This is a genomic window from Thiomicrospira sp. S5 (assembly GCF_003991075.1).
In the GTDB taxonomy this organism is placed as follows: Bacteria; Pseudomonadota; Gammaproteobacteria; order Thiomicrospirales; family Thiomicrospiraceae; genus Hydrogenovibrio; species Hydrogenovibrio thermophilus.
On the sequence record NZ_CP014470.1, the window covers coordinates 2,574,471 to 2,599,407 of the forward strand.

Consider the following 24,937-nt stretch of genomic DNA (forward strand, 5'->3'; position numbering starts at 1 on the left):
TTCAGTCGATACGGCAAGGCTCTTTCAAAACCACCGTCATATTTTCGTCCGACGGAACCGCCATCGGGAAACCGGCCGCTTGCCAGCCGTCCATGCCGCCAACCAGGTTGGTCACATTCTTAAAGCCCATTTCGGATAAGGTTTGAGTCGCCAATGCCGCACGTCCGCCGGATTTACACACCACCAACCAGGCGTCATCACGATGGTCGCGCAGTGCCGGATTCGCGCCCGGGTAATTCAAATCCGCCGCCGGTTCCAAAACGCCTCTCGGCACATTAATCGCGCCGTTAATCGCGCCCGCCAGGTATTCGCCCGGCTCACGCACGTCCAGGACCTTCACACCCTTTTCAACCAACGCACGACCGTCTTCCTGAGACACTTCTTGAATCACTTGCTTGGCCGCTTCGATATAATCCATCAAACTTTTCAATTGTTTTCTCCCAATGGTTCTTTAAGATTTAATTTTCTATGAGAGCTTTGCACGAGTGGGACACGAAGAAAAAATGAGATAAAATTTTTAGCCGTGTATCCATCTCGTGTAAATCTCTCCTATAATTATTCACAGGCCCCATTTTAACTTGCATCCGACAAAAAATAAGGAAATATTATGGTCAGTTTAACCACACCGGTGTGCGATTTCGGACAACCGGCAATTGATTTCAACCTGCCTGGCGTGGACGGTCAGAACTGGACGCTGGAAAAAGCCAAAGGGCCGAACGGCCTGTTGGTGATGTTCATCTGCAACCACTGTCCTTATGTCAAAGCCATCCAGACGCGCTTGGCGAATGACGCCCGCATTCTGCGCGACGACTACGGCCTCAACAGCATCGCCATTATGTCGAACGACCCGACGGAATACGCTGAGGATTCTTTCGACAATATGAAACGCATCGCCGAAACATTCAATTTTCCGTTTCCGTATGTCATGGACGAAACGCAAGAAGTGGCTAAAGCCTACGGCGCGGTCTGCACCCCGGACTTTTTCGGTTACAACGCCGATCTGGGCTTACAGTACCGCGGTCGCCTGGATGCCTCGCGCAAGGAAACCGCGCCGGAAGACGTTAAGCGCGACCTGTTGGACGCGATGATTCAAGTCGCCGAAACCGGACAAGGCCCCGCCGAACAAATTCCCAGCATGGGCTGCTCGATCAAGTGGAAAGATTGATTTTCCGTTGATTCGGAAGCGCCAAATATGTATCAAGAACAGCTACCACCGCTCGCCTTATCTCAAGTAGTGGATTGCTTCTGGCAAGCGGAAATGCACACTCAGGCCCAGTTGATTGTGCCGGATGGTTGCCAAGACTGGATTTTTGAACGTACGGAGCACACGACCGACGCCTTTCTCATCGGCAGCATGACCGAGGCTCAAAGTGTTCGAGTGATTGGAAGCAAAACCTTCTTCGGCGTCCGCTTCCGTCCCGGTGCTTTGAGTTTATTGACAGCCATGCCCATGCAGCCGCTCACCAACCAGCGTTGCGACTTAAATGAGCTGTTCCCATTTTCGAATTCTCTTAAAGCACAGCTTTCCACTCCGGAACTTGACTTACCCGCCTTTGCAGAGCGGCTTTCCACCGCGCTGTTAAACAGCACTTCTCGTTTAACCTCGGACAACCATCGTCGGCTGACCTATTTCGCCCAAGCCGCCGAAGGCAATATTCAACAGCTCGCCGACCATCTCCACATTTCGAGACGCCACTTCCACCGCCTGTTCACACATGCTTTCGGTTACCCACCACGCTTTTATGGCAAGGTGCAACGCTTCAATCGTTTGAATGAACGTTTACAACAGGGAGATGCTTTACTTGAAGCAACGCTGGAAGCCGGTTATTACGATCAAGCTCACATGAATCGAGACGTCAAGCATCTGACCGGACTCACACCAAGAGATTGGTTAAACCAGACGTGAAATGATGACATGTCCCAAACGTACAATCCTTTCTTTTCGGGATGGCGTACACTCCATTTGAACTCAGCACAGGAGAGACACATGAAATTAAGCTATAGCATTTTGTACGTCGAAGACGTCAAACGGTCGATGGATTTTTATCAAAAAGCTTTCGGTATCGAACCGCGCTTTTTACACGAAGGCGGCGATTATGCCGAAATGGAAACCGGAGATACCACACTGGCTTTTTGCGCCCATGAGCTTGCCGAACAAATTATCAGACAACCTTATCAGCACGCTCACCCAAACCAGCCCATTGCCAGTCAGATTACTCTGGAACCGGATTCGGTCAAATCCGCTTTCGAGGCGGCGGTGGCCGCAGGTGCCACCATTCGTGCCGAACCGGAGGTCAAGCCGTGGAATTTCGAAGTCGCCATTCTGCAAGACCCGGACGGCCACTTGATTGAACTGGCCAAAGAACTTGCAAAGGGTTAAAAATACCTGAATCCAGGTTCCAACCGGAACGCAATTCGAGCCTGTCAAATGCCTTCGAGTGCCAACAGCCGTTTTTTCAACGGCAACCCCGAGCTGAAACCGGTCAGGGAGCCATCGGCGCCGATGACGCGGTGGCACGGCACAATCACCGGAATCGGGTTTTTGCCGTTGGCACCACCGACGGCTCGAACCGCTTTCGGGTTACCGATGGCAACGGCGATGTCTTTATAAGAGCGTACTTCACCGAACGGAATCTCCGACAGAGCCTGCCAAACCCGCTTCTGAAAATCGGTTCCCTGCGGATTGAGCCGAACATCGAATCGTTGCAGTTTGCCTTCGGCATAAGCCTGTAATTGCTGCACAGCATCCGCTAGCCATTCATCGCTTTCGCGCCAATCTTCCAGTGGTGCAAACGGGGTTTCGTCCGCTTTCAAATGCAATTCTCGAATGCCTTGCGAATCACCAATCAAACGCATCCGTCCCACCGCGGTATCAAACGTAATATAGTTCATGTTCATCTCTCCAAATAAAGAGGCTTTTACAGAATAAACTCTACCACGAATGAAAAAACATTCTTTTACATTTGAGGTTCGTATAATAAATTCGACTGGCTTTTGGCGACAACGAGAAAAGGACCCATCGTGACCTCACATCACAATGACATCGAACCCAAACTGGCCGCTTTAAAAGCCCGGCTGGAAAGTTATGCGCCGATTTCAGAAGCGACCTGGCAGCGGTTGCGAGCGCTCTGCACGACACGAACGCTCGCCAAAGGCGAAACCCTCTATGCCACCGGCGAACGCCCGACTTCTTTTGCTTTCGTCTACAGAGGACTCTTTCGGGTCTATGCACTTGATACCGACGGCCGGGAATACAACAAACACTTTTTCGACGAAGGCATGTTCCCCGGTTCCATGGCGGCGTTACTGACCGAGACGCCGTCTCAATTCGCCTTCGAGGCTTTGGAAGCCTCCGAGGTGCTGTTGATTGATTTCGCCGCCTATCGCCAACTGTTGTTCCAATCCCAGGATTTGATGGTCTTCCAAATCGCTTATCTGGAAAAAAACTGGCTGCTGGCCAAAGACGCCCGCGAAGTGGAAATCATCCAGGAAAACGCCACTCAGCGTTATCAGCGCTTCCTGACCGATTTTGCCGACATGAGCGAACGCATTCCGCAATATCACATCGCCTCCCATTTGGGCATCACCCCCACTCAACTGAGCCGCATCCGCAAAAAACTGAATTAATTGCGTTTTCATCAACCTATGTAAATGAAACCGGTGGGCCAAGTCCTTTATGCTTGGCCCATGAACAGTTTATCGCTCATCGCATTTTTTTCCGGCGCCGCCATTGCCGCTCAAGCGGGCTTGAATGCCCAGCTGGGCGTCTGGCTGAAGAACCCGTTTCTGGCCACGGTGGTGGCGTTTGCCGCCAGCTTGATGGTGATTGGCCTGTCGGTGTTGGTGACCACACGGGAGTATCCGAGTTGGGAAGCCGTCCGCGCCGTACCGTGGTATTTGTGGTTTTCCGGTGGTGTGCTGAGCGCCTTTGCGATTTCGATGTTCTATTTTCTGATTCCGAAAATGGGCATCGGCCAGATGATGGCCTTCGCCTTGAGCGGCCAATTACTCATGGCGGTCATCGCCAGCCATTTCGGCTGGTTCGATATGCCGCAAAAACCGTTAACGCCCAGTCGATGGCTGGGCATCGTCGCCTTATTGGTTGGCGTCATTCTTATCAACAAGGAATAAACCATGTCCGACAGAGTGTTCGCTTCACAAATCAATTTGCAAAACCTGACCGAATTATGGCGGCGCATGGGTGCCAAATCCGACAATCGACCAGGCCTGGCGGATTTTCAGATTTGCAATCAATGGCCTTACCGCGCTTGGATGGAAGGCTCCATGGCCGAGTTTTCGCCGGATACCGCCGCCGAATCGCTGGCGGCGCTGAGCCCCAACCCGATCGTCCCGATTTGGGAAGCCGCGCATCAGGACACGCGGCCATTGGAAAGCGCGCTGATTGCAAATGGCTTTGACATGCGATTCCCGCAAACCGCCATGAATTTGGATCTCACCCAAACGACAGAAAAATCCTTGGACGAAACGCTTGTCATCCGGCAAGTCACTTCCGACCGGGATGCACAGAAATGGGTGGCGGTGGCGTCCGCGGCCTTTCAATACGAGATCGACCTTTCGGTCATCCAGCGCCTGCTATGGGATGACCAAATTGAACTCTGGCTGGCCTGGCAAGGTCGTCACGCTGCGGCCTCCGCTTTGACCTTGAGCACCGGCGCCACCGTCGGCGTGCATCAAATGGGCGTTCAACCCTGTTTTCGCGGACGCGGCTTGGCACGGGAAATGATGGCGTTTTTAATGCAACGTCATCGCCACAATCACCGTCATATGGTGTTGCAAGCGTCGTCCATGGGCGAACCGCTGTACCGCAAACTCGGCTTTCAAACCGTGTTTGCGATTCGAAATTACCAAAGGAACTGATATGCCCACCACGCTGTTAACCGCTTTCACAACCGTGGCCGGCTTAATCGCCGTGTCGCATGTTTATTTCTCCCCCGCCCTGTCTGCCTACGTCGGGTTCGGTTTCATCCCGCTGATCCTTGGTCTGGGGTTGCTGGGGTGCGGCGCGCGTTTTTACAAACAAAGCACCGGCCGCTCCTGGCTCAACCAATATGACGGCGAACTGGTGACGCTGGGCATATTCAAACATGTTCGCCATCCGTTTCACCTCGGCGCCACCTTGATTTTAGTCGGCGAAGCCTGGCTGACCGGAAACCACTGGAGCGCTTGGTTGCTGGTCGCCGCTTTTGTGCTGTGGCTGGATCGTTGTCACCTCCACGCCTTGGAAGAACGTTTTCAGGAACGCTTTGGCCAGCGTTATCGGCGTTACCAACAGCGTGTCCGACGCTGGGTTTAAAGCGCATTCAAACCGATTGCACAAAAAATGTTGAAACGGACTCGAATCGTTGCAAAGCCGTGACAAGGGTTCTAAACTGACCGGACGAAAACGGTTGGAGGCCGCGGATGAGGTTACGAAAAATACGGACACTATGGCTGAACGGCTTACTGGCGCTTTGCCTTGGATGGAGCAGTTTGCCCGCGCAGGCCGATTCAGCTGAATTTAACGTCACCGAAGTGGTCAAAGGCTTGGGCATTCCATGGGGCATGGCGTTTCTGGACGACAACCGATTGATTTTCACCCAACGCGCCGGCAAGGCAGGCATACTGGATGTCCGCAATGGTGACATCACCTGGTTGAAAGGCGTGCCGTTTGTGTATGACACCGGTCAAGGCGGCTTGCTGGACGTCAAACCGTCACCCGATTTCAAGCAAACCGGTTGGATCTATTTCACTTACAGCAAACCGCTGCCGACCACCGCCATCACCGCCTTGGCCCGTGCCAAAATCCAAGGCGACGAACTGGTGAACTGGGAAGACTTGATGGTCACCAAATCCGAATCATACCGCAACATCCATTTCGGCAGCCGCATTGCTTTTGACCATCGCGGCCATGTGTTTTTCAGCGTCGGCGACCGCGGGCGTCGTCATAAAGCGCAACAGCAGGACAATCACGCCGGTTCCATTCTGCGCCTGATGCTCGATGGCGACATTCCGAAGGACAACCCGTTTGTCGGCCAGGCCGGCACCTTGCCGGAAATCTGGAGTTACGGTCACCGCAACCCGCAAGGCTTGGCTTATGACGTCCAACATCAACGCCTTTGGGAAATCGAACACGGTCCACGTGGCGGCGACGAAATCAACCTCATCCAGAAGGGCCAGAATTACGGTTGGCCGATTGTCTCCCGCGGCAAGGAATACGGCAGCGGCGAACCGGTGGGCAAACCGCATCAAACCGGGATGATTGAGCCGGTGAAGGTCTACATTCCGTCCATCGCACCGAGCAGCCTGTTACTGTACGACGGCGATGCGTTTCCGCAATGGCGCGGCAACCTGTTTGCCGGTTCCTTGGTGCTGCGGCATTTGAACCAGGTGGTGCTGTCACCAGAAGGCAAAGCCATCGCGGAACACCGCTTATTGAAAGACTTGAACCAACGCATCCGCAGCCTGGCACAAGATACACAAGGCCACCTGTATGTGGCGACGGATTCGGGCAAAATCTATCGCCTGAGTCCGAAATAGCATTCCGTCGCCCAAGATGGACGCTTATTTATCACTCTTTGCTTTATCGTTTCTGGCCGCAACCTTGTTTCCGGCCGGGTCGGAAGTGCTGTTGGTGGGTTTGGCCGCCGCCGGAAAAGACCCGTTCATGCTTTGGGTGTGGGCCACCGCCGGTAACAGCTTGGGGTCCATGGTGAATTACGGCTTAGGGCGATACCTACTGCATTTTCAAGACCGCCGCTGGTTTCCGGTCAAACCCGAAGCCTTAGCCAAAACCCAGCACTGGTTTCAGCGCTATGGTACCTGGTCGCTGTTGCTGGCTTGGGCGCCGATTTTTGGCGATGCCTTGACCTTGGTGGCCGGGGTGATGCGGGTTAGATTCGTTTGGTTTGTGGTGTTGGTGGTGACGGGAAAAGGCGTGCGTTACGCCATTTTGTTGGGGCTGATGGGCTGGTTCGGCTGGGCGTAATTCGTCGCCACACTGTCGCCCATGCTTTCGGCGGCAATGGCCGGACGGGCCACCAGCAAACACGCAAAAAAAAGTAACCAATAACGTTTCAGGCCATAAGGCTTCAAGTGAGCCTGTGTTGCGGATTTCATCTTTCGCCTCCTCAGCGGTTTTGATGTCATGCTAAGGATTTTCGTTCTCAGGTAAAGTGCGGCCGACGCAAAAGTTGATGCCGGACAAGTTTTACGCCCTGAAAACACAAGAACCGCCAGGCCTGGCGGTTTGAATGCTTTTGAAACGTCGGTGAACCGACTCAGTTTTTCGATTTTTCCAACATCATCTCTTCATACATATGACGGGCATTGGGCTTGGCCAACTGTTCGAAGACCGGACGATCCTGATAGTGCGATTGGTCGATGGCATCCACCTCTTCCAGAGAACCGCCCGCGTCGACAATGGCCCGCACCTGTTCTTCCAGATACGCAAAATAATCGTAGGTTTGACGTTTTAACGTCGCCAGATCGGTCGGTGTGCCGTGACCGGGCACCACCACCACATCATCCGGCACCATCGAGACCATCTTATCAAACGACGCCATCCAGTCTTTGTAATGACTGTCGTGCAACAATCCCGGCAGGCGTTCGTTGAAGCCGAGGTCGCCGGTGAACAGCAGATTTTTCGACGGCACATACATGCCCGTCATGCTCGGCGTATGACCGCCGCCGAAATTAATCAGCTCCACAGTTTCACCGCCACCGACATCCACGGTTTTTTTGCCGTCAAAAGTGGTGAAATAGTCGGTGACATCGTAAGCCGGTTCGGTAATGGCCCGCCCGCGCCCGGCGGCATAGCGTTCTTTATTGCCGGCAAATTTGCGGTGCCACCGTTCATTGGCGGTTTTTTCCGAGTAGAGATTTTTCACGCCCACATCCCACCAATAACTGGCACCCAAATAGGCATGACCTTGGTCATTCTCCACCGCAAGCCATTTCACCGGCTTGTCGGTCAACCGTTTAATTTGTTGATGAAAGCTGTAAGCCACGGCCTCGTTCGGCCCGGCATTATAGACAAAGACACCATCCGGGAAGATGATTGCGCTGAGGTTGTTGTTCAAACCGAAGTTCTCGCGCGTGCCCCAGATAAAGCTGCCCACCACCGTATACACACCGTCCATGACTTTGGTGGCTTTCGGAATCGGCAGTTCATCGCCGATGTAACCGGCCCGTTTTTCAACGGCGGCCACTTCCTGGGCGTAAGTTTGAATGGCGTTATCGGCCGAATGGTCGCCTTGCAAGGCTTGCACTTCTTTAGCATAGGTTTCAAAACTGGCGACGTAAGCGTCCTGCGAGCCTGACGCGAAAGCGGTCGATGCAGCCATCGACAAAGCGGCCGTCAACCAGAGGGAAGGTTTGCGTTTCATAAAATTCCAACGACTCCTTAAGTTCGTTTGATTCGAGCGGATTCTACGGATCCGTTTAAGTAAATTTTAACAAAGCGGTTCAGCCACACTATGCAATAAAATAGGAGTTCCGCGCCTGTCTCAACCCCGCGCCAAAAACCACCAGGCCTGGTCATTTTTTCAACAAGCAACGCGGATTGAAACCCATTGAAAAACGGTCATATTTTCATCAAATAAGTTTTACATTACGGTCACTCTGGCGTCATTTTTTCGGGCTAGCATAGCCGGAATATTCAAAAAATGAGCACACGAGACCATGACCACACCTGCGACCACTCAACCGGCCACCAAGGATTTACTCAACTCCGCCGTCAACAACACCCATTTGTTCACCCGCAAAGGCTTTCTCGACCGCCTGTTCACCAAATGGTTCGACCGCCTGGTCTACCCGCAAATCTGGGAAGACCCGGAAGTCGATATTCGCGCCTTGGAACTGGACCAACACTCACGGGTGTTCACCATCTCGTCCGGGGGATGCAATGCACTCAATTACCTGACCGTGGAACCCAATTCAATTACGGTGGTGGACTTGAACGAAGCCCACATCGCGCTCATCAAGTTGAAAAAGGCCGCCCTGAAACACCTGCCGGATCATGAATCCTTTTTCGACTTTTTCGGCCGCGCCGACCGTTCCAAAAACCTGGATGCCTATGAAATCCACATCAAACCGCATCTGGACGAGAAGACCATCGACTACTGGGAAGGCCGCGAAACCTTCTGGGGACCACGTCGCATCGAATACTTCACCGACGGCTTTTACCGCCACGGGTTGCTGGGGCGCTTTATCGGGTCGATTCACTGGGTCAGCAAACGCCTCGGTTACGACATCCGTCAGGTCATGCTGGCCCGCACGCCCGAGGAACAGCAACGCTTGTTCGACGAACACGTTGCACCGGTGTTCGACACCCGTTTGATGAAATTTCTCTGCAACCGTGCCGTGGTGATGTACAGCTTGGGCATTCCCCCGGCGCAGTTCGACGAAATGGACAAGGAATCCAAACAGGCGCAGCATGGCATGCACGACCTGCTGAAAGAACGCGCCCGACGACTGGCTTGCGATTTCCCGTTGGAAGACAATTATTTCGCCTGGCAGGCCTTTAACCGCGAATACGACATCAAACACCGTCAAGCGGTGCCACGTTATCTCAAGCAGACCTATTTCGAGGATTTAAAGCAGAACATCGACCGCATTCAGGTGCACCATCAATCCATGACCGAACGTTTGAAAGCCATGCCGGCCAACAGTTTGAACGCTTATCTGTTTCTGGACGCTCAGGATTGGATGGATGAAACCCAGTTGGCCGAACTCTGGGAAGAAGTAAACCGTACCGCCATGCCGGGGGCCAAAGTGGTATTTCGCACCGCCGGCGAAACTTCGCCGCTGGAAGATAAATTGCCGGGAGCGCTTTTGGCTCATTGGAAAACCAACTCCCAAGCCAATCGCGACTGGACGCGCCAGGACCGTTCCGCCATTTACGGCGGGGTGCATGTGTACAGCCACCACGCCGAATAATGATTCAACAAGGAACGGATGCCTTGACGCATAACCCCGTATACGGTTCAACATACCCGACGGCCGCCAAAGCCTTTGGCCAGTCGGCCACGCACCGCTATCTCGAAGCCATTCAAGCCGCTGGCGGCGTGCATCAGGCGATTCGCAATGTCACCACCCGTTTGACGCTGAAAAAGATTGACGAAGATTGGGTGCCCGTCACCGTCAACCAGGAGGAATACGACAACAGCTATGTCTGTTCGCCCTACACGGCTTACATTTCCTATGCCCGGGACGAATTGGGGTTATTGAACAATGTGTTTCTGGAAACAGCCTTGAAGGGCGCCATCGGACTCGGCAGCCTGGCGTTAAAACACGCCAAAATCAATCAAACGGTGTCGCTGAACAACTGGTTGGTGTCCACCAACTTGGTGCCGAATTGGTCGGAAGCCACCTTACAGAACTTGGTCGCCGACCTGACCCAACGCTACCCCGACCACAGTTTGAGTCTGCGCTCGCTGAACGCCCGCACCGACGGCGACATGATGCGCCGACTGACAGCCCAAGGGTGGTTATTGATTCCGGCCCGGCAGGTGTATCTGTTCGACAATGAAAACACCGACTGGTGGAAACGCAATAATTGCAAAAACGACCAACGCCTACTGCGCAAAACCATTTTGCAATATGCGCCGGCTTCGGAATTGGAATACGACGATTTCGCCGACATCGAACGGATTTTCACGCAACTGTTCATCGACAAGCATTCGATTCACAATCCGCAATTCAGTGCCGATTTTCTCTACCATCTGCACAAGTCAGGTCTGGTGGATTTTCATACATTTCGGGATTCGTCCGGTCAAGTGGTGGCCGCCATGGGGCTATTCACCCAACGCGACATCATCACCACGCCGATTCTCGGCTACGACACCCGTTTGCCGAAATCGCTCGGACTCTATCGTTTATTGATGGCGGTGCTGTTAAAGCACACCTACGAAAGTGGCAAAATGATGAACCTCAGCTCCGGCGCGGCACAATTCAAACGCATGCGCGGCGGTCAACCGCAGATTGAATACACCGCCCTTTACGTTGAGCACCTTCCGAACAAACGACGTCGCCTATTGCAGGGATTTGCCGCCTTGGTGAATCGAACAGCACCAAAGCTGTTCGAAAAGCATCAACTTTAAAAGCGTCGCATTATTACGTTTTGGCCGGCCCCACCCAGACTTGCTGCACATTGACGAATTCCAAAATGCCATGCGGCCCCAACTCGCGTCCATAACCGGAACGCTTGATGCCGCCGCTCGGCAAACGCGGGTCGGTTTTCACAATGCCGTTGATCGCCACTTGCCCGGCTTCGATGTCCGATGCCATGCGTTGCGCTTTGGCGGCGTCCGCCGTCCAAATCGAAGCGGCCAAACCATACTGGGTATCGTTGGCGATACGCATCGCCTCCGCTTCCGATTCGGCCTTCATCACCACAGCGATGGGGCCGAAGGTTTCTTCACAGGACGCCTGCATTTCCGGCGTTACATCCACCAACAAGGTCACCGGATAGAAAAAACCTTTGCCGACCGGCATTTCACCGCCCAGCAAACAGCGCCCGCCCTGTTCGACGGTGGTGGTGACTTGACGATGCAAGCCTTCACGCAAATCTTCCCGCGCAATCGGCCCCACTTGTGTGCTTTCCTCGGCCGGATCGCCCATTTTCAATTTGGCGAGATGCTGATGAAAGGCGTCGATAAACGCTTCATAGACCGGCGCTTCAACGATGATTCGCTTCGCGGCGATGCAGGATTGTCCGGCATTGATAATGCGCGACAGCGCCAGCACTTCCGCGGCTTTTTCGATGTCGGCGTCCGCCAATACCAGACTCGGGTCGGAACCGCCCAACTCCAACACGGCCGGTTTGATGTGTTGGGCGGCCAACGACGCCACCTGACTGCCGGCAAAACTGGAGCCGGTCAAGGACACAGCCTGCACCGCCGGATGGGTAATGACTTGCGCCACCTGGTCGTTGTGCAGCCGTAGATTTTGCATCAGCCCTTTCGGCGCACCCGCCTTGACGAACAATTCACCGATGGCTTCGGCGCAAGCCGGAACATGCGAATCATGCTTCATCAAGCAGGTATTGCCCGCCATCAAGGCCGGGGCACAGAAACGAAACGCCAGCCAAAAGGGCGCGTTCCACGGCAAAATTCCCAACAAAGGCCCTAAGGGCAAGTGTTGCACATAACTCAAACTGGCATCCGACGCCAGCTCCTGAGGTGCCAAATAGCCCTCAGCCTGCTCGGCGTAATGGCGCGCACACCAAGCGGCTTTTTGCACTTCGCCGTAGGCTTCGCGAATCGGCTTGCCCATTTCCACGGTCATCAAACGCGCCAGGCGTTCTTCGTCCTCGGCCATTAAATCGGCCACTTTATTCAGCAAGGCCGCGCGTTCGGCAAAGGTGGTTTTTCGCCAGGCCTGGAAAGCCGTTTGGGCATCGTCAATCACCGTCGAAACTTCTTCCGACGTGTGCGTTGGGTACTGGTGAATCACTTCGCCCGTCGTCGGGTTGGTTGCAGTAAACATAATCCTTCTCCTTAGCTGTCGCCGGACGCTTTGCGTTTTTTGACTTTTTTATCTTTCTTACCGCCGACTGGGCTGGGCGGTTGCGGAATCTTTTCATTGGCGGCCTGCACTTTGCCCTGGTCCGGTTTGACGGTGAAGTCCTGCGGTACGTCGTCGAAGAACGAGCCGCAACCGTCTTCGGTGATGTAAAAGGTATCGGAAATCCCGCAGGTTTTATCACCGTCGATGCCCCACATCCATGGAATGACGTGGAACGTCATGCCCGGCTCCAACACCGAACTGTCGCCTTGGAACAGGCTGAGAATATAGCCTTCATCCCAACTCGGCGGAAAAGCGATACCGATGGAGTAACCGGAACGGGTAATCAGCTTGGCACCGATTTCGTTGTCGGAAATAATGTTACGAATCATGTTATCCACATCCGACACCGTCATGCCGGGCCGCAGCATTTTACGCGTGTGCAGCAAGGCGGTTTTCATGATCTCCTGCGCTTTATACATGCTGTCCGGCAAATCACCACACATCACGGTGCGCATCATGGCGGTGTGGTAGCGTCGGTAAGAGCCCGCCACTTCCAAAAACACATGCTCGCCCGGTTGGACTTCACGCCCTTCCCAAGAGGCGTGGCCGATCATGGTGCGCGGCCCGGAAGTCACATACGGCATGACCGCGGGAATCTCGCCACCGGCGGCAAACATGCCTTGGCTGATGGCCGCACCGATTTCATTCTCGGTCACGCCCGGCGCACAGGCGTCAATTCCGGCTTGCATCCCGGCTTTGGTAGCTAAGGCCGCCTTGCGCATCACGTCCAACTCATAACTGGATTTACACACCCGCCCTTGTTCAACAATGCCGAAACAGTCCATCAGGCGACTTTTGGTGAAAGTGGTGTGAAAGGTATCCTGGTGATAGGCGGGGAAGAAATAAGAATTTCGTTCATAACCGATGGATTTTCCCGCCAACCCGAACTCGACCAAGGCTGAAATCAACATCTGAATCGCGTCGCCGGTGTCGGGGTAAGGCCGAGTCACTTCAACCCAAGTCCGGGCGATGACGTTGGATTCCTCCAATTTTCGCGTCACCATAAACGGTTCCGATTCCAACGGCACCACCAGCGCCTGGAAAAAGGAATAACCGGTGGTTTGGTAATCGGTCAAATACATCAGGTTTTCGGGGTCGGAAATAATCACCGCATCCAGCAGGCGCTTTTCCATCCGCTGTCTCAATTCATGAATCCGGCGCTCGTACTCCGAAAAAGGAAAAGTCATGTCATCGCGTTCTCTCATTGCATCGCCTCCACTTGGCGGTCAACCGCCTGAGTCAAGATGCCCAATCCCGCGTCCAGCTCCTCCGTTGGAATGGTCAAAGGTGGAATCAGTTTCAATACCTGGCCCCCAACTCCGCAGGGACCGAATAACATACCGTGTTCAAAACAATCCTGTGCAATGGCCTTCGCCAAAGCGCCGTCCTGAACGTCCAGCGCTTGCATCATGCCTTTGCCGCGAACACTGAACCCCTTACCTTGGTATTTTGTCGCAATGGCTTCCAGTGTGCGACGCATGGTATCGCCTTTGGCACGGGTTCCCGACATCAGCGCATCGTCTTCGAAAAAGCGCAAGGCTTCACGCCCGGCGACAAAAGACAGGTTCTGCCCGCGGAAGGTGCCGGTGTGCTCGCCCGGCTTCCAGTGCTTATCGTGCTCCGGTTTCACCAAATTCATCGCCATGGGCGTGCCCAAACCGCCGATGCCCTTGGCAAGCGTCACGATGTCCGGTTCCAGGCCCATGCCTTCGAAACTGAAATACTGCCCGGTCCGGCCACAACCGGCTTGGATGTCGTCGAGAATCAGCAAGGCGCCGGTTTCTTTCGCCAAGGACTGCAAGGCTTGGAGCCAAGCTTCGCTGGCCACGTTCACACCGCCTTCCGCCTGAATCGGTTCGACAATAAACGCCGCCGGTTTATCCAACCCGCTGGAGGTGTTGCGGTACATGGCCGCCAAGGTTTCCAAACTCTCCAGCCCACCGCCTTCATGGGTTTCGAACGGCCAGTGCATGACGTTATCCAACGAAACGCCGGACACATTGCGGAACACTTCATTGGCGGTGCAGGCCAACGCTCCCAACGTCATGCCGTGGAACCCTTGCGTAAAGGCCACCACCTGACTGCGGCCGGTGACTTTACGCGCCAATTTCAACGCCGCTTCCACCGCATTGGTCCCCGTCGGTCCCATGAACTGCAATTTGTAATCCATGCCACGCGGTTGCAGAATGGTTTCCACAAACCCTTGAATGAAGTCACGCTTGGCGCCGGTCATCATGTCCAGACTGTGCAACACGCCATCCGCTTCAATGTATTTCAAAATCGCGGCCTTGAGTTTCGGATGGTTATGCCCGAAATTCAATACCCCCGCCCCGGCGTAGAAATCAATGTATTCCTTACCGTTCTCATCCGTCTGGATGGCGTTTTCCGCCTTAACGAACACAGCTGGATACGCGCGTGCATAGGCACGAATATCCGATTCATAACGTTCAAACCAATCCATCTTCCTCTCCTTCAATAACTAAGAGGTCTTTGCACGAACCAGCAGTCCTGACCCGCACAAGGGCCTCAAAACACTTCCGGCCTTAACCGGGGACGGGGGCGCCCGCCAAACGACTGAACACTTTAACGACCGTTTCCAAAACACGGTCATTAAACACATATTCGGGGCTATGGCACGGCTTATCAAACCGCCGATCGCCTTCCGCACCTTCGGCCATGCCGATCAGCGCAAAAGCCCCTGGAATTTCATTCAAGTAATAACTGAAGTCTTCCGATGCCATGAGCGGCATCATGATGTTTTGGGCCGGGTAAGCCGGCCCCAATTCGGTTTCAAGCACGCGTCGCACCGCGTCGGCGGATGGTGGATGATTCAGAGTGGCTTCATAACGTGGCCGAGTGATGACCTCGGCGACAACGCCGTAGCTCGCCGCGGTCTGCTCGGCGATTTCCCGAATCGCTTGGTTGATGGGAACGCGCCATTGCGGGCTGGACAAGCGGATGCTGCCCGCCAAGGTGACGTTTTCCGGAATCACGGTGACATTGCTGATGGCGTCAATGGAAGTCACGCTGACCACGGCATCCGCTTGCGGCGGCAAACGGCGGCTGACGATTTGTTGCAGGTTCAAGGTGACGGCCGCGGCGGCCAATACCGGGTCTCGTGCCGCTTCCGGTTGGGAGGCGTGCCCGCCCCGACCTTTTAAATGAATTTCAAAGGTGCCGTTGCCGGACATCACCGCGCCGTCCGGACAGCAGGCCTGGCCAAATTCGATGGCCGGCCAGTTATGCCAGCCGAAAATTTCTTCCACACCGTCCAAAGCGCCGTCTTCGATCATTTTTTTGGCACCGTGACCGCCTTCTTCAGCCGGTTGAAACACCAGTGAGACCGGGCCGGGTAACACCGTTTCGTGCTGCTTAAACCATTCCGCACACGCCAAGAGCGCGGCGGTGTGGCCGTCATGACCGCAGGCATGCATTTTGCCGGTTTGACAGGAAACATAATCGACGCCGGACGCCTCTTCAATGGGCAAGGCATCCATATCGGCGCGGAACGCACGATGCGGTCCGCGGGCCTGAGGCGCTAAGGTCGCGACCGTACCGTGGGTGGCGCAGACGCGCCAAGGGATATTTAAAGACGAGAGACGTTCACGAATGAAGTCAGCGGTTTTTTCTTCCTCCCAGGTCAACTCCGGGTTGCGATGCAACCAGTGGCGCGTTTCGATGGTACCTGTCAGGATGTCCTGCCAACTGCGAGTCATAACCGCTCCCTTCAAGATGTTTGAGACAGGAAATCTGCCCCAAAAAAGAACCTCTCTTCAAAGATTGCTTATGATGACACCCTAAGAGAAATTAACACCAACATACAATAAATATTTTATTTTCAACAAATTAAATATATTTATCACCTCCACAATACCAGCTACCGTGAGGGCAAATTTCATTAAAATCACCAAAAAGTTTCAAATCGCACCAAAAAAACCTGAATTTTCGTCAGAGTGTTTTTCTGGCCGGAAATCCGCCAAGCCGACCACTTTTCATCCACCCCAAGCCACAACCTGCTAAAATGACGGTCATTTTTTAAAAAACGCCTATTTTTCATTATGAGCAACGCCCAACTGATCTTCATCGATAAACGCAATCAGCCGATTAAAGAATACATTGTCGCCGTAGCGGCTTCCGACGGACTCGACATTAAAGGCATCCAAGTGATTGCTTCCCCGGCCAAAGGGGAAAAAGCCCTGATCAGCGCGACGTTGCGCATTCCGCCTTTGGAAGATCATCAATTCGACACCGCCAAAATTGTCGACGTCATTCTCGACCAAATGGTGGTGGGCAATGAGACCCTCACCGTCAAACAGCTAATTGAAAAAGCCAGTGACGATGAAGAGGTGCGCAAGGCATTGAGCAAATCGGTCAAGAAACTGCGCGTCAAACTGACCGACCTCATCAACGAATTCACCCGCTCCGAAGTCATCAACCTGATTCAGGAGCGCCGTAACGACGCCCTGTTCAAGCTGAAAGAACATGACCAGGCCATCAAAGGGCGCAAAGTGGTGTGCATCGACATCGAAGCCACCGACATTTGCACCAAAGACAATGCCGACATCATCCAGGTGTCCATCTGTGACTTGGACGGCAACGAAGTGATGAACCAACTGATTAACCCGGGTTACGACATTCCGGAAAACGATAAGCACAACATCTGTACCGAGATGGTTCAGGATGCGCCTTATCTGACCGAAGCCTGGGAACAGATTCATACGGCCTTGGCGGAAGCCGACACGGTGCTGGCGTACAGCACCGAATCCGACTTCGCCTATCTGCAGAAAAGCTCGGAAAAGAAAATGCTGACGTTCGAGCTGGACTATAACGACTGGCTGGATGTGGCGGAGCTGTCGAAAGATTTGGTCGGCGCGCTGCGCTGGCAATCGGAAAAAATGTACTGGTTCTACAAGACCCCGAAATTGACCGACGCTTATGAAAAAATCATGGGCCAGCCGTTCCCGGGAGATGCCCACGACGCCTTGGCCGATGCCCAGGCGACCGCCGAGCTGTTCAAAGCCATGCTGTTGCGCGGCCGTAAATCGCAGGTCAAGGTCAAGAAACCGGAGCCGGTCAAAGAAGAAATCTCCAACAACCCGTTCGCACAGGCCTTTGCCGCAGCGAAGCGCAAACGTTAAGGACACGTCATGAAATCGACCGAAACACCGAACAGCGCGCCCACCTTCAAGCAATTGGAAAAAGCCCGCCAAGGCGATACGTTCGATTGGGACACGGTCAAGCAGCAAGTCAAATACAACGAAGATGGGCTTATTCCGGCCATTGCTCAACAGTTCGATACCAAAGACGTGTTGATGATGGCTTGGATGAATGAAGCGTCTTTACAGGAAACCTTGAAAACCGGGCGTGTCTGTTATTGGTCGCGTTCGCGTCAGGCCTATTGGCGCAAGGGCGAAGAATCCGGTCAGATTCAGGTTTTAAAAGAATTGCGTTTCGATTGCGACGGCGATGCCATCCTGCTGTTGGTCGACCAAACCGGGCCCGCTTGCCACACCGGACGCAAAAGTTGTTTCTATACCGCCATACACGACAGCGAAGCGGAAATCCTGACCAATCCACTCATCGATCCGAACGACTTATACAAAAAGTAAAAAGTAACAAAAAATAGTGCCCGCATTGAAAGCGGAACCGGTTCAACTGCCCGAATCGGTTTCCAACTGCACCAGCTCCCGCACCACCATGGTCGCGTAGCTGCCAGCCGGCAATTCGAACGACACGCTCAGCGTTTCCGCATCCGGCCATTGCCAGGTCAATGCTTTCGGCCACACCCGCAGAGCACGGCGCTCCTGCTTCAACCCAAGTTTTTCCAAACCGGCCTGCCAAATCGGATGTCGCGCCATCACCGTTTGTTCCAGCTGAAACGCCTCGCCTTGCGTCGGCAAAACCCCGCGTCCGGTCAACGCCCCGGTGGGGTGTAAATCCATGGATTCAACGCGTTCCGCCAGCGACGGATCGCCGTCATCGGCAAACCATTTTTGCGACCCTTGCAACTGAAACACATCGCCCGGCAAGGCGCGATTCCAACAGCCTTGTTCAATTCGACGGCTGAGAATTTCATTGAATATCCAGGAACGCGCCGCGGAAATGTACAGGCTTTTTTGATGGCGCTTCGGCGCCTTAAGCTGTCCCTGAAACAACTGCGTGGCTTTCGGCAGGTTCTGAAACCCGTTACCAAAGCGTTGTTCACCAAAATAATTCGGCACGCCCTGCTCACGAATGCGTTGCAAACGTGCCTCCAACGCCGCTTTATCGCCCGCCACCTGTCGCAGTGTCAGCGTAAAACGATTACCCGACAGGCCGCCGGTTTGCAGTTTACGGTGATGGCGCTGCTGTTTCAAAATGCGCACGCCGGGAACCGACAAGGCGTCAAGCGCCGGGTCGGCTTGCCCCGGCAGATGCAAACTCATCCATTGATAGGTCACGGCTTGGCGGTCTTTCTTCCCGGCCACACCGACGTTTTTCGGCGCAATACCGGCCCATTTCGCCAACTGCTTCGCCACCCAATCCGTGTTCTGACCGGTTTTTTCCACCCACACCCAGAGATGCTCGCCTTCGCCACTCAAAGTATAAGCCAGTTGTTCTTCCACCACGAAATCGGCCGGGTCGGCTTTCAGGACGGCACGCGCCGGTGGCAGGCCATCCACATAGGCCAAAGCGTGTAAATCGGTCGGGTAAAGCGGGTCGGACATGGGCTTCTCTCAAAAAACAAAAACCGCCAGGCCTGGCGGTTTTTTAAATTAGACTTCCAAACGCAAACGAGAGGTCATTGGTCGTTAAATATTTCGAAACAACTTTTCTTCAATCGGCAGTTCATTACCGGTCGGCTGCTCGTCATAAATCTGAATCAACACCTGATTCACATTGCCCGGCACCATGAATTCTTTAATCATTTCACGTACGCCCGGCGGCGAATTTTTGCCGACATAATTATAGAGGTTGCGCAATTGGCACTTATTATCCGGATCGGACGCCAAAGGGCGCAACATACTGCCACCCTCGATCTTAAACCCTTGATTGGAAATCAGCACCGCATGGTGATAATAATCGGCGCGTAACGGTTCGGTAAAACAAATCTGCAACATGCGGTCGAAGTTGCCTGAGCCGCGATCCAGATTATCGACGATCTTCACCGAAGTCAGTTCCACCGGTGGTTTGGAGCAAGCGCTCAATAGCAACACCAATAACCCGATTACCACCAGGCCTGGGCGTTTTACAAGATTCCATCCCGACACCTTATTTTCCTCCTCAATAAGATTCCGTGCCACTATACTCAATGGCGCCATTTTTGGCAAACCCATTAATTTTTCAAGGGGTTACGCCACGGCATTTAAAGATCGTTCTGTTGAATCCCAGCGATTTGCCAAGGCCCACGCCCTTCCGCCAGACGGCGAATGTGCCAGATTTCATTGAAGGCATGGGCAAAGCCGTCGGCCTCTTCTTTGATAAAGCCGCTGAAGCGTACGCTGACGATGAAGTAATCGCCATCAATCGCCAAATCGGCGATATCGGCATTCAACTCATCCACTTCGGTATGGTTTGTGCCCACTTGCAATTGCGCCATCTCCACCTTCAAGGCGTTATAAAGTTCCGGCGTGCAGTAATCCTGCAATTCTTTGGCATCCAAGGCATCCCAAGCCTTTTGCACTGCAACGAAATGCGACCGGGCGTCTTCGATAAAACGCGCTTCATCGAACCAGTCCGGCTTCACCTGCACCGGCTCGGCATCATCCGACAGCCCGGAACCGATGATGCTTTCACCGGTTTGACGGGTGTGCGACGAATAGTCCATGGTGGCGGCTTCACGGGTTTGGTAGGGCGACGAAGTTGCGTCATAAGACGACGGTTCTTGTCCGCGGTGACCGGAATAAGCGGTTTGATGCGCGCCGGCACGGCGGCGAAACAGGCTAAACAAAATAAAGGCCAGGAACGCAATCAGCAAAATATCCAATAACTGAATCCCCTCGAAGCCGTCACCGAACAACATGGCCGCTAACAAGCCACCCGCTGCAATGCCGGCCAACGGCCCTAAAAACCGCGAAGCGCCGGACGTTTTCGTCCCCGCAGCCGTCGTGGTATTGGCCGCCGAGGGTTTAGACGCCGGTTTGGACGTGGAATTGTATTGCTTCGGCGCCACTTTTTTGGAATACCCAAAACTGCTACCACCACCGAAACGCTTCGCTTCCGCGGTCTGCATGGTGGCAAAAAAGGTAAAGGTCATCATCGACAACCAAAGAGTAATTTTTTTCATGGTAAAACCTATTTTCGTTAAGTCTGCTGTTGATTGTATCGGTAATGCATTAAAAATAAAGCCATCAAACCAAGGGATATTAGCAGAGCGCCCGATGGTATTGATGAATTAGGACGATTTCACGCAACGCGAAATGGTGTAATCCTTACCTTGCTTGACCTTGTCATAGTTGCCGAACACCTCCATGAAATTGCGCTTCATGTATTGTCGCAAGCCGTTGATGGTCACCACCACAAATTGACCGCCCGGTGCCAACTGCCGATGCACGTCGTGTAACAGAATGCTGAGCATTTCTTTACCGACTTTGGCCGGAATGTTCGACACCACCGTGGTGAACTGCAAGTCCTGCGGCACAGCGCTCAAGCCGTTCGACAAATAAGCCTTGGCGTGCGTTAAACCGTTGCGTTGCGCGTTTTGATTCGCGTAGTCCACGGCGACAAAATCCTTGTCCACCATATGCACCTCACCGCTGGCATTAGCGGCAATGGCCAATCCAATCGGGCCGTAACCGCAACCGATGTCCAGCGCGGTTTCCTGCGGTTGCAAATCGAGGTGTTTTAAAAGCAACAAGGTCCCGGCGTCAATTTCCCGCGGGCTGAAAATGCCCCAAGTGGTGTGAAACGTCAGGGGCTTGCCTTTCAATTCCGTTTCAAAAACAATGTCTTGCTTGAGCTGTTCGATGCTACTCATTCCGGTTATCCATCTTTGTCCCGATTTCAGCGCTCGCCACGGCGATGACTTTCGGAAACGCTTTGCAAAAAATTATCCGCGCCGAGCGCATTTCTCACCCGAGCACGCAGCGGCATTCTGGTATCATATTGTATCTTTTTTACGGCACGAGAATCGATTTTCCCCGATGTTTGGATTGAACGACAGACAATTAAAAGGCGTCATGCACGTGGAAACCCCAGCATTGGTTTTGGCCGGGGCCGGTTCGGGCAAAACACGCGTCATCACCGAAAAAATCGCGCACTTGATTCGCAAGCACGACGTTCAACCGCATCACATCTACGCCCTGACCTTCACCAACAAGGCGGCGAAAGAGATGAAAGAGCGGGTCAGCAAGCTGTTGAAAAACGACCCGAGCAAGGGCTTGAACGTATCGACCTTCCACAACCTCGGCTTGAATATCATTCGCCAGGAATACAAGGCGCTGGGGTACAAATCGAACTTTTCGATTATGGACGCCACCGACACCAAACAGATTCTCAAGGAGCTGATGAAAAAGCAGCAGCTCAGCGAAGAAGAACTGGACGGCGTGCAATGGGACATTTCCAATTGGAAAAACGCCCACATCAACCCGCAACAGGCGCTGGAGTTGGCGGAAGACAACCTGCAACAGGCCCGCGCCATTCTCTACGACTATTACCAAAAGCAATTGCACGCCTATAATTCAGTGGATTTCGACGACTTGATCGGGCTGCCGGTGCGATTATTCAATGACAACCCGGACATTCTCGATAAATGGCAAAACCGGGTGCGTTATTTGCTGGTGGACGAATACCAGGACACCAACGCCGCACAATACGAACTGGTCAAACAATTGGTCGGCGTGCGCGCCAAATTCACGGTGGTGGGCGACGACGACCAATCCATCTACGCCTGGCGCGGTGCCCAGCCGGAAAACCTGGTGTTATTGAAAGAAGATTTCCCGAGTCTGGAAGTCATCAAGCTGGAACAGAACTACCGTTCCAGCAACCGCATCCTGCAAGCGGCCAACGCCTTGATTGCCAACAACCCGCACGTGTTCGAAAAATCGCTGTGGTCGGAAATGGGCATGGGTGACATGCTGCGCGTACTGGCCTGCAACGACGAAAACCACGAAGCGGAACGGGTGATTTCCGAAATCATCGTGCACAAATTCAAGCACAAAACCCAATTCAAGGATTACGCCATCCTTTATCGCGGCAACTTCCAATCGCGTCTGTTCGAACGCGCCCTGCGTGAACAGAACATTCCGTACAAGCTGTCCGGCGGCCAATCCTTTTTCGACAAGGCGGAAATCAAAGACGTCATGAGTTACCTGAAACTCATCGTCAACCCGGACGACGATGCCGCCTTCCTGCGCATCGTCAATACGCCGCGCCGCGAAATCGGCGCTTCCACGTTGGAAAAGCTGGCCGGGTACGCCACCAAGCGTGACGTCAGCCTGTTTGACGCCACTCAGGAACTCGGCCTCAGCACCGTCCTGAGCGACAAAGCGTTGCAACGGGTGCAGCATTTCGGCAACCTATTGTTGTCTTGGGCACAGGAAGCCGATGCCTTGCAAGGCAAGGAAGTCACCTCTTTCGTACGCCAATTGATTGAAAAACTGGAATACGATAACTGGCTGCACGAAACCAGCAACACGCCACGCGCGGCCGAAAAACGCATTGAAAACGTGCGCGACCTGTTGCTGTGGATTGAGCGCATCATCGACAAGGCATTCGAAGAGGACGGCGACGAACTCAAGTTGGAAAAAATCGTCGCCCACATGACGTTGATGGACATGATGGAGCGCAACGAGGAAGACACCGAACCCAATATGGTCACCTTGATGACCCTGCATGCCTCCAAAGGGCTGGAGTTCCCGCATGTATTCCTCATCGGTATGGAAGAGGAATTACTGCCCCACAAACAGAATTTGGAATCGCCCGGCTTGGAAGAAGAACGTCGCTTAGCCTACGTCGGCATCACCCGTGCCAAGCGCAGCCTGACCATGACCTACGCCAAGAAACGCAAGAAATACGGCGAGGAAACCAAGTGCGAACCGAGCCGTTTCCTGGAAGAACTGCCGTCGGAATTGTTACAGTGGGAAGGCAAACCCGGTGTGGAATTATCGCCCGAAGAGCAAAAAATCACCGGCAACGCCCATTTGGACAACCTTAAAGCCATGTTAAACCCCGGATAAACAGGACAACGCCATGATCGCCGACTTTCAAATCGCCAACCTTCCGAAAATTCGTTTTGGCTGGGGTTTACGCGACCAATTCGCCGCCGCTATCGCCGAACAGGGCTTCCAATCTGTGGTGTTGATTTCCGGGCGGTTTTTGACCAGGCCTGGCGAATATGCCGATGACTTGATTCGACAATTGCAAGCCGAAAACATCCGCGTGTCGGCCTTCACGGTCTCCGGCGAACCTTCACCGGAACTGGTGGATGAAATCGTCCAGGCCTGCCCTGACCATGCACAAGCCGTATTGGGGGTGGGCGGCGGCAGCGTGCTCGACGCCGCTAAAGCCGTAGCCGGCTTGATTCCTAGCCGCACCTCGGTAATGGATTATCTGGAAGGTGTGGGCAAAGGACGGTCTTTGGAGGGCGACACCCTACCCTTTATTGCCATGCCCACTACCGCCGGCACCGGCAGTGAAACCACCAAAAATGCGGTCTTGTCACGCCTGGGCGAATTTAAAAAATCCTTTCGCAGTGAAAAGCTGCTCGCCCAAGACGTTTGGCTGGACCCCAGCTTTCTACAAACCTGCCCCCAAAACGTCCTCTACACCACCGGGCTGGACGCTTTCACTCAGCTACTGGAATCCTACACCACGCTGAAAGCCAACCCCATTACCGATGCCCTGGCCTGGCAGGGCATGACCTTATTTAAAGGCGCTTTCGAGACCATCAAAAACGGTTCGAAAACTGAGCGCCAAACCGCTTACGGAAACTTGATGCTGGCGGCCAGTCTATCAGGGATCACCTTAGCGAATGCCGGACTCGGTGCCGTGCACGGACTGGCCGGACCGACCGGCGCTTTCTTCGAAGCCCCGCACGGAGCGGTTTGCGCGCGGCTACTCGCCCCCATCACCCAAGCCAACATTGAAGCCTTGCAAGCGTCGAATGAACCGCATGCTCCTGCCGTTTTGGCGAAGTACGCCGCGATTGCGATCCTGTACGGTTCCAGTGCCGACAACCAACCTGAGCAGCTGCAAGATTTAATCGACAATTTAAACCGACTGGCGGCGACCTATAGCCCGGACGGTTTAAGCCATTACGGACTGACGAAGGACAACCTGGCCCCGATATTACAAAACTGCCGTTCCGGTAGCATGCTGGGCAATCCGCTGACATTATCGGACCAAGCTTTAAAAGAAGCGTTAAACACAGCACTCTAACCAAAAATTGACC

27 protein-coding genes are annotated in these 24,937 nt (G+C 53.8%); 15 read left to right on the forward strand and 12 right to left on the reverse strand.

The features are described from left to right. Position 1 precedes the first annotated feature (1 nt). Positions 2 to 430, reverse strand: coding sequence for a rhodanese-like domain-containing protein (locus AYJ59_RS12000; RefSeq protein WP_206197880.1), 429 nt, complete (start codon positions 428 to 430; stop codon positions 2 to 4). A 177-nt stretch (positions 431 to 607) separates the two neighbouring features. Between AYJ59_RS12000 and AYJ59_RS12005 the strand changes: the two genes are divergently transcribed. The 3 genes from AYJ59_RS12005 (at position 608) to AYJ59_RS12015 (ending at position 2,380) form a co-directional block, all read left to right on the forward strand. Then, positions 608 to 1,165 carry a thioredoxin family protein gene (locus tag AYJ59_RS12005; protein WP_127120203.1) on the forward strand — a complete coding sequence of 186 codons (558 nt, stop codon included), beginning with the start codon at positions 608 to 610 and terminating at the stop codon, positions 1,163 to 1,165. Between the two features lie 27 nt (positions 1,166 to 1,192). Beyond that, positions 1,193 to 1,906, forward strand: coding sequence for a helix-turn-helix domain-containing protein (locus tag AYJ59_RS12010; RefSeq protein WP_127120204.1), 714 nt, complete (start codon positions 1,193 to 1,195; stop codon positions 1,904 to 1,906). An 81-nt stretch (positions 1,907 to 1,987) separates the two neighbouring features. Beyond that, the gene (locus AYJ59_RS12015; RefSeq protein ID WP_127120205.1) at positions 1,988 to 2,380 is read left to right on the forward strand and encodes a VOC family protein; all 393 of its coding nucleotides are present in this window, start codon (positions 1,988 to 1,990) and stop codon (positions 2,378 to 2,380) included. A gap of 44 nt (positions 2,381 to 2,424) precedes the next feature. On the opposite strand, the gene AYJ59_RS12020 is transcribed toward AYJ59_RS12015, so the two are convergent. Next, on the reverse strand, positions 2,425 to 2,892 hold the full coding sequence (locus AYJ59_RS12020) for a methylated-DNA--[protein]-cysteine S-methyltransferase (protein ID WP_127120206.1): 468 nt from the start codon (positions 2,890 to 2,892) through the stop codon (positions 2,425 to 2,427). Between the two features lie 129 nt (positions 2,893 to 3,021). Between AYJ59_RS12020 and AYJ59_RS12025 the strand changes: the two genes are divergently transcribed. From AYJ59_RS12025 to AYJ59_RS12050, 6 genes are all read left to right on the forward strand, one after another. Continuing rightward, positions 3,022 to 3,627: a Crp/Fnr family transcriptional regulator gene (locus tag AYJ59_RS12025; protein WP_206197881.1), complete on the forward strand. Its 606-nt coding sequence runs from the start codon at positions 3,022 to 3,024 to the stop codon at positions 3,625 to 3,627. Positions 3,628 to 3,687: 60 nt separating this feature from the next. After that, positions 3,688 to 4,131, forward strand: a complete 444-nt coding sequence (locus AYJ59_RS12030) for a DMT family transporter (RefSeq protein ID WP_029939520.1) — start codon at positions 3,688 to 3,690, stop codon at positions 4,129 to 4,131. A 3-nt stretch (positions 4,132 to 4,134) separates the two neighbouring features. Then, on the forward strand, positions 4,135 to 4,878 hold the full coding sequence (locus AYJ59_RS12035) for a GNAT family N-acetyltransferase (RefSeq protein WP_127120207.1): 744 nt from the start codon (positions 4,135 to 4,137) through the stop codon (positions 4,876 to 4,878). A 1-nt stretch (position 4,879) separates the two neighbouring features. After that, entirely contained in the window at positions 4,880 to 5,314 is a 435-nt protein-coding gene (locus AYJ59_RS12040) for a methyltransferase (RefSeq protein WP_127120208.1), read from the forward strand. 107 nt (positions 5,315 to 5,421) lie between these two features. Next, a complete protein-coding gene (locus AYJ59_RS12045) occupies positions 5,422 to 6,537 on the forward strand; it encodes a PQQ-dependent sugar dehydrogenase (RefSeq protein WP_127120209.1) in 1,116 nt (371 codons plus the stop codon). Positions 6,538 to 6,553: 16 nt separating this feature from the next. Next, positions 6,554 to 6,985 (forward strand): YqaA family protein, encoded by a 432-nt coding sequence (locus tag AYJ59_RS12050; protein ID WP_127120210.1) that lies wholly within the window; start codon positions 6,554 to 6,556, stop codon positions 6,983 to 6,985. On the opposite strand, the gene AYJ59_RS12990 is transcribed toward AYJ59_RS12050, so the two are convergent. Both AYJ59_RS12990 and AYJ59_RS12055 read right to left on the reverse strand, forming a co-directional pair. Continuing rightward, positions 6,940 to 7,116 (reverse strand): hypothetical protein, encoded by a 177-nt coding sequence (locus AYJ59_RS12990; RefSeq protein ID WP_164730772.1) that lies wholly within the window; start codon positions 7,114 to 7,116, stop codon positions 6,940 to 6,942. The two genes, AYJ59_RS12050 and AYJ59_RS12990, sit on opposite strands and share 46 nt — an antisense overlap. 161 nt (positions 7,117 to 7,277) lie before the next feature. Continuing rightward, entirely contained in the window at positions 7,278 to 8,384 is a 1,107-nt protein-coding gene (locus AYJ59_RS12055) for an MBL fold metallo-hydrolase (protein ID WP_127120211.1), read from the reverse strand. Between the two features lie 295 nt (positions 8,385 to 8,679). Here AYJ59_RS12055 and AYJ59_RS12060 point away from each other — a divergent pair, with 295 nt between their 5' ends. Together AYJ59_RS12060 and AYJ59_RS12065 are read left to right on the forward strand one after the other, a co-directional pair. Continuing rightward, complete coding sequence (locus tag AYJ59_RS12060) at positions 8,680 to 9,936, forward strand: DUF3419 family protein (protein WP_127120212.1); 1,257 nt, start codon at positions 8,680 to 8,682, stop codon at positions 9,934 to 9,936. Continuing rightward, the gene (locus AYJ59_RS12065) at positions 9,936 to 11,099 is read left to right on the forward strand and encodes a GNAT family N-acetyltransferase (RefSeq protein ID WP_127120213.1); all 1,164 of its coding nucleotides are present in this window, start codon (positions 9,936 to 9,938) and stop codon (positions 11,097 to 11,099) included. The genes AYJ59_RS12060 and AYJ59_RS12065 overlap by 1 nt, the downstream gene beginning before the upstream one ends. 13 nt (positions 11,100 to 11,112) lie before the next feature. On the opposite strand, the gene AYJ59_RS12070 is transcribed toward AYJ59_RS12065, so the two are convergent. From AYJ59_RS12070 to doeB2, 4 genes are all read right to left on the reverse strand, one after another. Next, complete coding sequence (locus AYJ59_RS12070; RefSeq protein WP_127120214.1) at positions 11,113 to 12,486, reverse strand: NAD-dependent succinate-semialdehyde dehydrogenase; 1,374 nt, start codon at positions 12,484 to 12,486, stop codon at positions 11,113 to 11,115. Between the two features lie 11 nt (positions 12,487 to 12,497). Then, complete coding sequence (doeA, locus tag AYJ59_RS12075) at positions 12,498 to 13,772, reverse strand: ectoine hydrolase (protein ID WP_127120215.1); 1,275 nt, start codon at positions 13,770 to 13,772, stop codon at positions 12,498 to 12,500. Then, positions 13,769 to 15,028, reverse strand: a complete 1,260-nt coding sequence (locus tag AYJ59_RS12080; RefSeq protein WP_127120216.1) for an aspartate aminotransferase family protein — start codon at positions 15,026 to 15,028, stop codon at positions 13,769 to 13,771. Before AYJ59_RS12080 ends, doeA begins: the two co-directional genes overlap by 4 nt. Before the next feature lie 82 nt (positions 15,029 to 15,110). Beyond that, the gene (gene doeB2, locus AYJ59_RS12085) at positions 15,111 to 16,283 is read right to left on the reverse strand and encodes a N(2)-acetyl-L-2,4-diaminobutanoate deacetylase DoeB2 (RefSeq protein ID WP_127120217.1); all 1,173 of its coding nucleotides are present in this window, start codon (positions 16,281 to 16,283) and stop codon (positions 15,111 to 15,113) included. Between the two features lie 342 nt (positions 16,284 to 16,625). On the opposite strand from doeB2, the gene AYJ59_RS12090 reads away from it, so the two are divergent. Together AYJ59_RS12090 and hisI are read left to right on the forward strand one after the other, a co-directional pair. Further along, positions 16,626 to 17,705 carry a 3'-5' exonuclease gene (locus AYJ59_RS12090; protein ID WP_127120218.1) on the forward strand — a complete coding sequence of 360 codons (1,080 nt, stop codon included), beginning with the start codon at positions 16,626 to 16,628 and terminating at the stop codon, positions 17,703 to 17,705. Between the two features lie 9 nt (positions 17,706 to 17,714). Next, entirely contained in the window at positions 17,715 to 18,176 is a 462-nt protein-coding gene (hisI, locus tag AYJ59_RS12095) for a phosphoribosyl-AMP cyclohydrolase (RefSeq protein ID WP_127120219.1), read from the forward strand. Between the two features lie 42 nt (positions 18,177 to 18,218). On the opposite strand, the gene truD is transcribed toward hisI, so the two are convergent. From truD to AYJ59_RS12115, 4 genes are all read right to left on the reverse strand, one after another. Next, positions 18,219 to 19,274, reverse strand: coding sequence for a tRNA pseudouridine(13) synthase TruD (gene truD, locus AYJ59_RS12100; RefSeq protein WP_127120220.1), 1,056 nt, complete (start codon positions 19,272 to 19,274; stop codon positions 18,219 to 18,221). 84 nt (positions 19,275 to 19,358) lie between these two features. Then, positions 19,359 to 19,817, reverse strand: a complete 459-nt coding sequence (locus AYJ59_RS12105) for a hypothetical protein (protein WP_051673529.1) — start codon at positions 19,815 to 19,817, stop codon at positions 19,359 to 19,361. A gap of 95 nt (positions 19,818 to 19,912) precedes the next feature. Then, complete coding sequence (locus AYJ59_RS12110) at positions 19,913 to 20,833, reverse strand: Tim44 domain-containing protein (protein WP_029939504.1); 921 nt, start codon at positions 20,831 to 20,833, stop codon at positions 19,913 to 19,915. Positions 20,834 to 20,941: 108 nt separating this feature from the next. Beyond that, positions 20,942 to 21,523: a class I SAM-dependent methyltransferase gene (locus AYJ59_RS12115; protein ID WP_029939503.1), complete on the reverse strand. Its 582-nt coding sequence runs from the start codon at positions 21,521 to 21,523 to the stop codon at positions 20,942 to 20,944. 166 nt (positions 21,524 to 21,689) lie between these two features. Here AYJ59_RS12115 and rep point away from each other — a divergent pair, with 166 nt between their 5' ends. Together rep and AYJ59_RS12125 are read left to right on the forward strand one after the other, a co-directional pair. Continuing rightward, entirely contained in the window at positions 21,690 to 23,723 is a 2,034-nt protein-coding gene (gene rep, locus AYJ59_RS12120) for a DNA helicase Rep (protein WP_029939502.1), read from the forward strand. 13 nt (positions 23,724 to 23,736) lie between these two features. Then, positions 23,737 to 24,924: an iron-containing alcohol dehydrogenase gene (locus AYJ59_RS12125; protein ID WP_029939501.1), complete on the forward strand. Its 1,188-nt coding sequence runs from the start codon at positions 23,737 to 23,739 to the stop codon at positions 24,922 to 24,924. Positions 24,925 to 24,937: the final 13 nt, after the last annotated feature.